The 11,128-nt window shown below is 72.2% G+C and carries 8 protein-coding genes; 5 read left to right on the top strand and 3 right to left on the bottom strand.

Annotation, left to right across the window (positions count from 1 at the left end; translation table 11 throughout):
• Together LCH29_RS41320 and LCH29_RS41315 are read left to right on the top strand one after the other, a co-directional pair.
• The coding region (locus LCH29_RS41320; protein WP_446466827.1) for a type I polyketide synthase at positions 1-2,724 on the top strand (2,724 nt) is incomplete at its 5' end.
• 99 nt (positions 2,725-2,823) lie between these two features.
• Entirely contained in the window at positions 2,824-4,062 is a 1,239-nt protein-coding gene (locus LCH29_RS41315) for a cytochrome P450 (RefSeq protein WP_446466826.1), read from the top strand.
• 106 nt (positions 4,063-4,168) lie between these two features.
• On the opposite strand, the gene LCH29_RS41310 is transcribed toward LCH29_RS41315, so the two are convergent.
• On the bottom strand, positions 4,169-5,749 hold the full coding sequence (locus LCH29_RS41310; protein WP_446466825.1) for an MFS transporter: 1,581 nt from the start codon (positions 5,747-5,749) through the stop codon (positions 4,169-4,171).
• Between the two features lie 86 nt (positions 5,750-5,835).
• Here LCH29_RS41310 and LCH29_RS41305 point away from each other — a divergent pair, with 86 nt between their 5' ends.
• Positions 5,836-6,432 (top strand): TetR/AcrR family transcriptional regulator, encoded by a 597-nt coding sequence (locus tag LCH29_RS41305; protein ID WP_009719946.1) that lies wholly within the window; start codon positions 5,836-5,838, stop codon positions 6,430-6,432.
• Between the two features lies 1 nt (position 6,433).
• On the opposite strand, the gene LCH29_RS41300 is transcribed toward LCH29_RS41305, so the two are convergent.
• Positions 6,434-7,951, bottom strand: a complete 1,518-nt coding sequence (locus LCH29_RS41300) for an AMP-binding protein (protein ID WP_446466824.1) — start codon at positions 7,949-7,951, stop codon at positions 6,434-6,436.
• Positions 7,952-8,084: 133 nt separating this feature from the next.
• Between LCH29_RS41300 and LCH29_RS41295 the strand changes: the two genes are divergently transcribed.
• The gene (locus tag LCH29_RS41295) at positions 8,085-8,321 is read left to right on the top strand and encodes an acyl carrier protein (RefSeq protein ID WP_123107321.1); all 237 of its coding nucleotides are present in this window, start codon (positions 8,085-8,087) and stop codon (positions 8,319-8,321) included.
• 31 nt (positions 8,322-8,352) lie between these two features.
• On the opposite strand, the gene LCH29_RS41290 is transcribed toward LCH29_RS41295, so the two are convergent.
• Entirely contained in the window at positions 8,353-9,294 is a 942-nt protein-coding gene (locus LCH29_RS41290; RefSeq protein WP_446466823.1) for an ACP S-malonyltransferase, read from the bottom strand.
• 222 nt (positions 9,295-9,516) lie between these two features.
• Between LCH29_RS41290 and LCH29_RS41285 the strand changes: the two genes are divergently transcribed.
• Positions 9,517-11,115: an AMP-binding protein gene (locus LCH29_RS41285; RefSeq protein ID WP_446466822.1), complete on the top strand. Its 1,599-nt coding sequence runs from the start codon at positions 9,517-9,519 to the stop codon at positions 11,113-11,115.
• Positions 11,116-11,128 lie beyond the last annotated feature (13 nt).

The following is an 11,128-nucleotide window of genomic DNA, read 5'->3' as shown; positions in this document are numbered from 1 at the left end:
GCCGCGGTGTTCGCGGGGCGCGGTGCCCGGCGCGTGGAGTTGCCCACGTATCCCTTCCAGCGCACCCGCTACTGGCTGATCGAGCAGCCCACGGCCCTCGCCGGGGCCGACACGGTGGACCATCCGCTCCTCGGTGCGAGGGTCGTGCTGCCGGACACCGGCGGGGCGGTGTTCACCGGGCGGCTCTCCCTCGACTCCCACCCCTGGCTCGCCGACCACGATGTGCTGGGCACCCTGCTGCTGCCCGGCACCGGACTGGTCGAACTCGCGCTGCAAGCCGCCCACCAGATGGGGTGCGAGGCGATCGACGAGCTGACGCTCGCAGCGCCCCTCGTCGTCCCCGAGAAGGGCGGCGTGGCGGTGCGGGTCGTGGTGGGCGGCCCGGACGGCTCCGGCGCGCGCACCATCGAGATCTACTCGTCCCTCGATGACGAGACGTGGACCCGCCACGCGACCGGTGGCATCGTCCCGTCCGCCACGCCACCGCCGTCCGATCTGAGCGTCTGGCCACCGGCCGACACGACGCCGCTTCCGGTGGACGGTGCCTATGCGGCCCTGCTCGCCCGCGGCTATGACTACGGTCCGGCCTTCCAGGGCCTCAAGGCGGCCTGGCGGCGCGGCGATGACGTCGTGTTCGCCGAGGTCGCGCTGCCGGAAGGGGCGGAGGCGGCCCGGTTCGGTGTGCATCCCGCGCTGCTGGACGCGGCGATGCACGCCGGGCTGATCGAGGACGAGGGGGCAGGGGCACCGGAGCTGCCGTTCTCCTGGGGCGGCGTCTCGCTCCACCGCGCCGGTGCCTCGGCGCTGCGCGTCCGGCTGTCGCACCGGGACGGGGACGGCGGTACGGAGGTGCTGGTCGCCGACGAGAGCGGGGCGCCCGTCCTCTCCGTGGCGAACCTGACGTCGAGGCCCGTGTCGGCCGAGCAGCTGCGGGCGGGTGGCGACCACCGCGAGTCGCTGTTCGCCCTCACCTGGACCAGGGCGGCCGCTCACCCCCGCCCGGAGGCACCCGTCGAGGTGTACGAGGTCCCGCGGGCGGCGGGGGACACCCCCGAGGCCGTACGCGGGGTCCTGGGCGCGGTGCTGGCGCGCCTCCAGGAGTGGCTGGCCGACCACGGCAAGGACGAGGAAAAACTCGCGGTCGTCACCCGTCGTGCGGTGCCGGTCGAGGACGAGGACGTCGACCTGGGCCAGGCACCCGTATGGGGTCTGGTCCGGGCGGCCGCGGCGGAGAATCCGGGCCGGTTCCTCCTCCTCGACCTCGACGACGCGGACACCGTGCCACCCCTGGTCGACGCGCCCGAGATGGCGTTCCGGGGCGGCGAGCTGCTCGTCCCCGAGTTCGCCCGGGTGCCCGCCGCCGCGGTGGACGAGTCCCACGACCCGTGGGACCGGGCGTCCACGGTGCTGATCACGGGCGGGACCAGTGGCCTCGGCGCCCTGGTGGCCCGTCACCTGGTGACGGCACACGGCGTCCGGCGGCTCGTCCTGACCAGCCGCCGGGGCGGGAACGCGCCGGGCGCGGCGGAACTGCGCGCCGAACTGACGGCCCACGGTGCGCACGTGGCCATCGAGGCGTGCGACGTGGCCGATCGCGCCGCGCTCGCCACCGTGCTGGACCGGCATCCGGTCGACGCGGTCGTCCACGCGGCCGGTGTCGTGGACAACGGGCTGGTGCGAGGGCTGACGCCGGAGCGCATGGACACGGTCCTGCGGCCCAAGGTGGACGGGGCCTGGAACCTGCACGAGCTGACGGCCGACCGCGATCTGTCGGCGTTCGTGCTGTTCTCCTCGCTCGCCGGGCTCGTGCTGGCCGCCGGGCAGGGCAACTACGCCGCGGCGAACGTGTTCCTGGACGCGCTCGCCCACCGTCGCCACCAGGCCGGACGGCCGGTGACCTCGCTGGCGTTCGGGCTGTGGGAGACCGACACCGGGCTCGGCGAACTGGCCGAGGCCGACCGGAAGCGCATGCTGCGCATGGGCCTGCCCGCCCTGTCGCAGGAAGAGGGACTGGCGCTGCTGGACGACGCGCTGCGTACGCGGGAGCCGCTGCTGGCGCCGTTCCACCTGGACACGGCCGCCCTGCGGGCACGTCCCGCCGACCGGCTCCCGGGGATGCTGCGCGGTCTGGTGCCCACCGCGCGCCGCCGCGTCGCGGGCCCGGGCGTGGCGGGCGGCGGAGACGGTGGCGCGGGGCTGCGGCGCAGGCTGGCGGAGCTGGCCGACGACGCCGAACGCGACAGCCTGCTGCTGGACCTGGTGCGGACGCAGGTGGCGGCGGTGCTCGGGCACGACGGGGCCGACGCCATCCGGTCCGATCGGGCGTTCAAGGACCTGGGCTTCGACTCGCTCACCGCCGTGGAGCTGCGTAACGGCCTGGGCGCGGCGACCGGTCTGAAGCTGCCCGCGACCCTGGTGTTCGACCACCCGACGCCCGCCGCGGTCGCCGACGAGCTGCGCGAACAGCTGGGCGCGGACCAGGAACCCACCGTGTCCCCGCTGGAAGCCGAACTGTCCCGGCTGGAGGCGGCGTTGGCGTCGGCGACACCGGACGCGGAGGACTACGACCGCGTGGCCGAGCGGCTGCGCGCCCTGACGGCCGGATGGCTGGAGACCCACCGGCCGGACGGGGGCGGCGGCGAGGAGACCGATCTCGCCTCGCTCTCGGCCGACGAACTGTTCGACGTCCTGGACGACGAGCTGGACACGAGGTCCGCACCGTAACCCACGCGCCGGACCGGATCACGACCACACCGAGGCACCACACCGAAGCACGACACAAAGGCACCACACCGAAGCACCACACTGAGGAGAACGCCCCACATGACCACCGAAACGACCCCGACGGCCCAGCAGGCCGACGAAGCGCTGATCGCGCTGATCTCGCCGCCCTTTCCCGCCGACCCCTTCCCCCTCTACGAGACGCTCCAGTCGGTGAATCGGGTCCACAACGCCGCCTCGCTCGGCGTGTGGGTGATGTCCGGGTACGAGGAGGTCACCGAGTTCCTGCGGCTGCCCGACGTGCAGAGCGGCGCCCGCGCCGCCACCCAGATGCGCGAGGACTGGGCCGACCATCTCTCCCTGCGCATGTACCTGAACTCGATGGTCACCCTCAACCAGCCCGACCACGGCCGTATCCGCGGCCTGGCCGCCCGTGTCTTCACCCCCAACAAGATCAAGAAGATGCAGCCCGCGGTGGAGCGGCTGACGGCCGGGCTCATCGACGGACTCATCGAGCGGTCCGACGGCGGCGAGGTGGTCGACCTGGTGGACCTGCTGGCCGTGCCCTTCCCGGTCGCGGTCATCAGCGACATGCTCGGCCTTCCGTACGAGGACGGCAAACACCTCTGGAAGCTGGCCGACGACTGGTCACACGTCTTCTCCGGCCTCTACACCGAGGAGGACCTGGCCCGTGCCGACGCCTCGGCCGAGGAACTGGCCGGGTACTTCCGCGAGGTGATCAAGGATCGCCGCGCCACCCCGCGCGACGACCTGATGTCCTCGCTCGTCCAGGAGGCCACCAACGGCCGGCTGGACGAGGACGAGCTGATGGCGCTCATCCTGTTCCTGTTCACCGCGGGCTTCGCGGCCACCACCAACCTCGTCGCGACCGGGGTGCTCGCGCTCCTCGACCACCCCGACGAGCTGAACCGCTGGCGCGCGGACAAGAGCATCACGCCGTCGGCCGTGGAGGAATTACTGCGCCACACCACCCACACCACCGCGGCGAGTCGGGTCACCACCCGGCCGGTCACCATCGGCGGTGCCGAGATACCCGAGGGCGTTCTCGTCCTGACCCTGCTCGCCGCCGCCAACCGCGACCCGGCCCGGTTCCCCGACCCGCACCGCCTGGACCTGACCCGCGACAACGGCCCCCACCTGAGCTTCAGCGCCGGGGCCCACTACTGCTTCGGCGGCAGCCTCGCGCGCATCGAGGGCGCCGAACTCTTCCCGAAGCTGATCGACACCTTCCCGAAGATCGAACTGTCCGGCACCCCCGAGCGCCGTGCCGTCATGGGCCTCACCGGGTACACCACCCTGCCGGTGACCCTCGGCCGCTGAACGGGCGCCTGCGAAGCCCGCGCACGCTGAACGGCCCCTGCGAAAAGGGTCCCCGCGCGACCATCGCGCGGGGGCCTTTTCCGTGCACGCGCCAGGGCGGCCGCCCTCACTCCGGGCTGGAGGCGGGCGTGGGCTCGGCCTTCGCGGGGGCGGCCGCCGCCGGAGCGGCGGCGGGGGTCGCGACGTGGCGCATGAGCCAGGCGGCGCCCGCGGCGCCCACCAGCATCACGGCCCCGGCGACGACGGCGCTGATGTTCATGCCGCGGGTGAACGCCTCCCCGGCGACCTGGAGGAGCGGTTCGCTCGCACGGTCGGGCAGATGCTTGGCCACCTCCGCGGCGCCACCGAGCGAGCCCTCGGCTGCCTCGGCGGCCTGGTGCGGAAGCCCTGACGTCGCGTCGGACACATCGCGGGTGTAGACGGCGGAACCGATGCTGCCCAGGAGCGCCACACCGAGCGCCCCGCCGAGCTGGTTGCTGGTCTCCGGCAGCGCCGAGGCCGCGCCCACGCGCTCCGGTGGCGCCGCGGAGACGATCAGGTCGGCGGTCAGGGGGATCGCCATGCCCACCCCGCCCGAGATGATCGTCGCGCCGACAACCGCGACGGCCAGGCTCGAATCGGCGCGCAGCTGTGTCATGACGGCGAATCCGGCCGTGGCGATGACCATGCCGACGCCGATGATGTAGCCGGGGCGGATCGACTTCGCCAGCACGGCGGCCACCGAGGTCGTCACCGCCACCGCCAGCGGCGCGGGCAGGGTCCACAATCCGGCCTTCAACGGGCTCAGCCCGTAGACCAGTTGGATCCACTGGGTGGAGAACAGCAGGAAGCCGACCATCGCGAACAGGGCTACCAGGTTGACGCCGATGGACGCGCTGAACCCCCGGTCGCGGAACAGGCTCAGGTCGATCAGCGGATTGGCGGCCGAGCGCTGGCGGAGGAAGAACAGCACGCCGACGACGACCCCGGCGGCCGTGATGGCCGCGTACGTCCAGGCGAAGCCGTCGTCGGCGAGTTCCTTGATGCCGTAGATGACGGGGAGCACGGTGCCCAGCGACAGCGCGGCGCCGAGCAGGTCGAAGCGGCCGGGCCGCGGGGCGCGGTACTCCGGCAGGAGCAGCGGGCCCAGCAGCAGGATCAGGGCCATGACCGGGATGTTGATCAGGAAGACCGAGCCCCACCAGAACTTCTCCAGCAGGAGCCCCGACACGATCGGGCCCAGCGCGGCGCCGCCGGAGAGCCCCGCCGTCCAGATCGCGATCGCGGTACGGCGCTCGGTGGGATCGTGGAACATGTTGCGGATCAGCGCGAGCGTGGACGGCGCGAGCACGGCCCCGGCGATGCCCAGGACGGCCCGTGCGGCGATGAGGAGTTCGGCGCTGCCCGCGTAGGCGGCGGCCAGGGACGAGGCGCCGAACACCACGGCGCCGAGCATGAGCAGCAGCCGGCGGCCGATGTGGTCGCCGAGGGTGCCCATGGTGATGAGCAGCCCGGCGAGCATGAACGCGTAGATGTCCACGATCCATAACTGCTGCGTCGCGCTCGGTTCCAGGGACGCGCTGAGGAACGGCAGCGCGAAGTACAGGACGGTCATGTCCATCGACATCAGAAGGACCGGGATGACGAGGACGGCGAGGCCGATCCAGTCCTTCCGGCTTGCTCGTTGGGGGCTCAGGGGCTCACTCATGGCCGAGACTATAGATTTGTGTAAGTGATGTGTCTAGGACGCTTGTCCAAGACAGATCTCAGGGCGGTGCGATTAGACTTCTCCGCATGGGACACCGAGAGGACCTGCTGGTCGGGGCGAAGCGCTGCCTGTACGAGAAGGGGTACGCGCGTACCACCGCCCGGGACATCGTCGAGGCGTCCGGCACCAACCTGGCCTCGATCGGCTACCACTACGGCACCAAGGAAGCCCTGCTCAACGCCGCGATCATGGAGGCGCTCGAGGAGTGGGCCCAGGAGCTGAAGCGGGCCGTGGCCGATGTGGGGGACCTGCCCGACGACCCGATCGGGCGGTTCGAGCGGGCCTGGACGCGCGTGATCGAGCTGTTCGAGCGCCACCGCCCGGTGTGGGCCGCCCAGTTCGAGGCGATCTCCCAGATCGAGCACGTGCCCGAGGTCCGCAGCTTCATCGTCGACGCACAGCAGCAGGCCCAGAAGGGCCTGGTCGAACTCCTGCTGGGCGGCGAGGAGTTGCCCCCGCACACCCGGGCCGCGGTCGGGCAGTTCTACCACGCGCTGCTCAGCGGCGTGATGATGCAGTGGGTGATCGACCCCGAGCACGCCTCGACGGGCGCGTCGCTCGCCGAGGCGCTGCGGACGGTCGTGGAGGACGCCCGCCGCTTCGGGTCGGGGATGGCCGTCTGACTTACGACCGGCCGTCCGACAGCGCGGCCGCCTCGCGGGCCAGCAGCCCCCGGTCGACCTTGTGGTTGGCGTTCAGCGGGAACTCCGCCACGTGCCGGAACACCTTGGGCACCATCGGCTCGGGCAGATGCGCGGACAGCTCGCGGCGCAGCGCCACCGGGTGCACCCGGTCGCCGGTGTAGTAGAGGACGAGTTCCAGCCCGCCGCCCGGCGCCGGGCGGGTCACGGTGGCGGCGTTCTGTACGCCCGCACACCGCCGTACGACATGGTCCACCTCGGCCAGTTCGACCCGGAAGCCCTGGATCTGCACCTGGGTGTCCAGGCGGCCGAGGTACGCCAGCTCGCCGTCGTCCAGCCGCCGCACCCGGTCGCCCGTCCGGTACCAGCGGCGGCCGTCGCGCTCCAGGAACCGGCCCTCGTCGTCCTCGGGGTCCAGATAGCCGGGGGTCATCTGCGGCCCGGTGATGCACAGTTCGCCCTCGACCGGGGACTCGGTGTCCCCGTCGAGCAGCAGATGGTCATGGCCGGGGTGCACCGCGCCGATCGGGACGACGCCGTTCACCGCCCGGCTCGGTGAGGTGTCCGGTGACCAGCGGTGGCCGGTGATGGTGACGGTCAGCTCGGTCGGCCCGTAGAGGTTCTCGATCCGCGAGTTCGGCGCGGCGGCCTGCCAGGCGGCGGCGTCGTCGCACAGCAGCGCCTCGCCCGCGAAGAAGCTCCACCGCAGCGTGGGCATGGCCCCGGGCGCCAGCCCGCCCATCCGGCGGATGAACGACGTGCCGCTCGGGGTGGAGAACCAGACGGTCATCCGCCGCTCGGCGAGGAACCCCGGCAAGTCCCGGTGGGCCGCGGGCGGAATGGCGTGCACCGGGGCGCCGCGGCCCCAGGCGCAGAACAGCTCGAACATCGCGCAGTCGAAGTTGAGGCCCACGTTCTGGCAGAACACATCGGCGGGCCCGAAGTCGTACCGCCGGTCCAGCAGGGTGAAGTAGTGGTCGTTGGCGCCGTGGGTCATCGGCACGCCCTTGGGGCGGCCCGTCGATCCCGAGGTGAACAGGACGTACGCGATGTCGGACGGCCGGACGGCCACCGGCGCGTCCAGCGGGGGAGCGGTGGCGGCCTCGTCCAGGACGGGCAGGTCGTCCCGTTCGGTTTCGGCGAGCGCGGCCCGGCCGACGGGGTCGGCGATGACCGTCGAGACGCGCGCCGCGGTGAGCATGCGACGGGTGCGCTCGGCGGGGAACCGCGGATTGAGCGGCACGATGGTGGCGCCCGAGTACAGCGCCGCCAGGATGCCCACGTACGCGGTCAGGCTCTTGTCCGCCAGGACGGCGACGGTGTGTTGGCCCTGCGGGGCCCGAGCCCGCAGCGCCCCCGCCCGGCGCAGCGCCAGTTCGTGCATCGCCTCGTACGTCAGGATCTCGTCGTCCACGCGGATCGCGGCGCGGCCGGGCGACAGCGCCAGACCGCGCAGAAACCGTTCGTGCAGACCGTGTCCGGGGACCGGTGTCTCGATCATTTCCTTCCTCCGGGAAGAGAAAAGGGGTGGATAGGGGTGACGGCCCGCGGGACGCAGGGCTTAGGTTGGCCGCGACGCCGACTATTCGGCAGTCGACTATTCGGCAAGGGCCGGGAAAAACAGGGGAGCGCGCATGTGGGACGAGTCTTTCGGGGAACTGCTCCGCAAACACCTTCCTTTGCTGGAATCGGGGGATGAACTCACCGCGGACCTGAGCCTGCGTGACTTCGGCCTCGATTCCATGGGAATGGTCTCGCTGCTGTCCTCGCTGGAGGACATGTACGGGGTCCGTTTCGTCGACGACGCGCTCAACGACGACAACTTCGCCACCCCCGAGACGCTGTGGAAAGCCCTGGCGGCCATGCGCTGACCCGCCTTCCGTCCGCTGCCGTTCCGTCCGCTTATGCGATCGCGCTGCGTCGGCGCGGTCGCATGGCCGTCTCCGGCCGCACCGCCACCACCTCGAACGCCTCGGTCATGACCGCCACCCGGCCCCACAGCCCGTCCTGCCCGGTGACGTACACCCGCCGGGCGTCCAGCCCCTTGAGGGTCTCGACGACGGACGGCCAGCGCACCGTGCGGGTCACCGCGTCCAGCAGCAGCGTCCGCACCCCCGCGCCCGTCCGCACCAGCGACCCGTCGTGGTCGGACACCACGGGGATCTCGGGGTCGCGGAACGGGACGGCCGCGGCGACCTCCGCCTCGATCTCCTCCCGCAGCGCGCCGAACACGGCCGAGTGCATCGGCGGCCGCATGACGTACAGCGGCAGACCGCCCACCGCCTTGAGCCGCCGCTGAAGCCAGTCCACCATCTCCTCGCGCACCGACAGCATGTGGAAGTCGCGGTCGACGTGGCAGGCCACCTCGTTCCACTCGCCGCGCGCGTCCAGCTCGGCGCGGATCTCGGCCAGCTGCTCGGGCGGGACGCGGGCGAAGGACTGAGCGACGAGGTCGCGGTGCTCGCGCGCGAAGTACGCGTCCACCAGGCGGCCCTGCTCCGCGGTCATCGCCACGGCCTCGGCGAACGGCAGCGCCCCGGCGAACACCGCCGCCGCCGTGCCACCGAAGCTGGCCCCGGCGCACGCCACCGGCGTCACCCCGTGCTCGGCGACCGTCCATTCGGCCAGCGCCAGACAGGAGACCAGGAAGGCGACCCGGGCCGGTTCGGGGAACGCGCCCTGGTCGCCGCGGGCCTCGGCCTCCCGGTACCGGTCGATCAGCGAATAGCCCAGGGCCCGGTCCGCCTCGGCGACGAGCCGGCGCGCCACCGGATGGACGGCCAGGAACCGCGCCGAGTCGGCGAACCGCGTCGGGCCGATTCCAGGAAAGACAATCGCCGACATATTCTCGCTCTCCCTTTTGTCGCGCTCGTCGCGTGTGCATTCTGAAAGCCCAAAAGTACGATCTATTGTTTCCGGTCAGTCTTGTGGGCCCCCGGTACCGGCATAACCCCTAACGCCCCCTAGTTCAGGGGTGGGTGGGCGAGAGTTCTTGTGGGCCGTAAAAGCACCCTGTTAGAAACAGCCTGGCATTTGCTGAGAAGGCCCGAATCGGAAGGGTGGCGCATGAGCCCGAATGGAGCGCGTCCCGCCCGGGCGCACGCATCGGTGGACAACCTGCGGACCTATCTGCTGGCCGCAGCCCGGAAGGACCCCGACCGGCCCGCCGTGATCCAGGCCGCGGCGGACGGCGGCCTGGAGACCGTCACGTACGGCGAACTCCAGGACCGCACCGACCGCTGCGCCGAGACGCTCGACGCGCTCGGCCTCGACGTCGGCGACCGCGTCGTCCTGGAGTCCGACACCGACGCGGACGCCATCGCCACCCTGCTCGCCTGCGCCACGCTGGGGCTGCCGTTCACCCCGGTCAGCCCCGAGACCCCGGACGAACGACTCCTGACGATCATCGACAGCGCCGAGCCCGCGCTGTACCTCCAGTCCGCGCGCGGACAGCGCACCGGCATCCCCGAGACGGTCGGCACCGCCCGGTTCGGTCCGGACGGACTCACCGTGGAGCGGCCGCCCGCGCCGCGCGTCCGCCGCCGCCGCGCGGTCACGCCCCTCGACACCGCGTACATCACCTTCACCTCGGGGACGACGGGCCGGCCCAAGGGCGTGGTCATGAGCCACCGCGGGGTCATCGCGTTCCTGCGCGGCGCGGAGGCCGCCGAGCTGATCACGTCCGAGGACCGGGTGGCGGGCACCGCGCCGCTCCAGTTCGACTTCGCGCTGTTCGACATCGGGTTCGCCCTCAGCCACGGCGCCGCGCTGGTGCCCGTACCGCGCGACCGGCTCAACTGGCCGCGCCGCTTCCTGTCGTTCCTGCGCGACACCGGGACCACCCAGGTCGACGCCGTCCCCTCGGCGTGGCGTCCGGTGCTGCGCCACGAGCCGGACCTGCTGGCCGAGCTGGGCGAGCAGGGCGTGCTGCGGCGCATCGCGTTCTCCGGGGAGGACTTCCCCCTGGAGGAGCTGCGCGCCCTCCAGGAGCTGCTGCCGAAGGTGCGCTTCACCAACGGCTACGGCGCCACCGAGACGATGGCCGCGTCCATCACCGAAGTGCCCAACCCGCTGCCGCCCGGCACCGAACGCCTGTCGATCGGCTACGCGGTGGCGGGTGCGGAGATGATGCTCATCGGACCCGACGGCCGTCCCGTGGACGAGCCCGGCGTGCTCGGCGAGATCTATCTGCGCAGCCCGTCGCTGTTCTCCGGGTACTGGAACGACCCGGAGGCCACCCGCGCCGTCGTCGTCCCCGACCCGCTCGACCCCAGGTCGGGGCAGCGGGTGTTCAAGACCGGCGACCTGGCCACCATGGGAGCCGACGGCGAGCTGTACTTCCACGGCCGCGCCGACTCCCAGGTGCAGATCCGCGGCAACCGCGTGGAACTGGGCGAGGTGGAGCGCCGCATCGGCCAGTTCACCGGCGTCACCGGCGCGGTCGCGATGCTCGTGCCGCGCGCGGACGGCGACCCGGTGCTGCACGCGTTCGTCACCCGCGCGACCGGCGGCCCCGCGCCGGACGCCAAGGAAGTGGTCGCGTTCTGCCGCGCCGCCCTGCCCGGCTACATGATCCCGCAGGGCGTGCACGTGGTGGACGCGTTCCCGCTGACCGTCAACGGCAAGGTCGACCGCGCCGCCCTGACCGCCCTCGCGGCGACCTGACCGCCCCTGACCG

Source organism: Streptomyces sp. BRA346, from assembly GCF_052851135.1.
Note: the sequence above shows the minus strand (reverse complement) of the source record. Positions and strands in the feature narration are given on the sequence as shown.

Bases quoted from the DNA above. Each gene is read 5' to 3' on its own strand.
- LCH29_RS41315 (WP_446466826.1), top strand. From the start codon at position 2,824: ATGACCACCGAAACGACCCCGACGGCCCAGCAGGCCGACGAAGCGCTG.
- LCH29_RS41310 (WP_446466825.1), bottom strand. From the start codon at position 5,749: ATGAGTGAGCCCCTGAGCCCCCAACGAGCAAGCCGGAAGGACTGGATC.
- LCH29_RS41305 (WP_009719946.1), top strand. From the start codon at position 5,836: ATGGGACACCGAGAGGACCTGCTGGTCGGGGCGAAGCGCTGCCTGTAC.
- LCH29_RS41300 (WP_446466824.1), bottom strand. From the start codon at position 7,951: ATGATCGAGACACCGGTCCCCGGACACGGTCTGCACGAACGGTTTCTG.
- LCH29_RS41295 (WP_123107321.1), top strand. From the start codon at position 8,085: ATGTGGGACGAGTCTTTCGGGGAACTGCTCCGCAAACACCTTCCTTTG.
- LCH29_RS41290 (WP_446466823.1), bottom strand. From the start codon at position 9,294: ATGTCGGCGATTGTCTTTCCTGGAATCGGCCCGACGCGGTTCGCCGAC.
- LCH29_RS41285 (WP_446466822.1), top strand. From the start codon at position 9,517: ATGAGCCCGAATGGAGCGCGTCCCGCCCGGGCGCACGCATCGGTGGAC.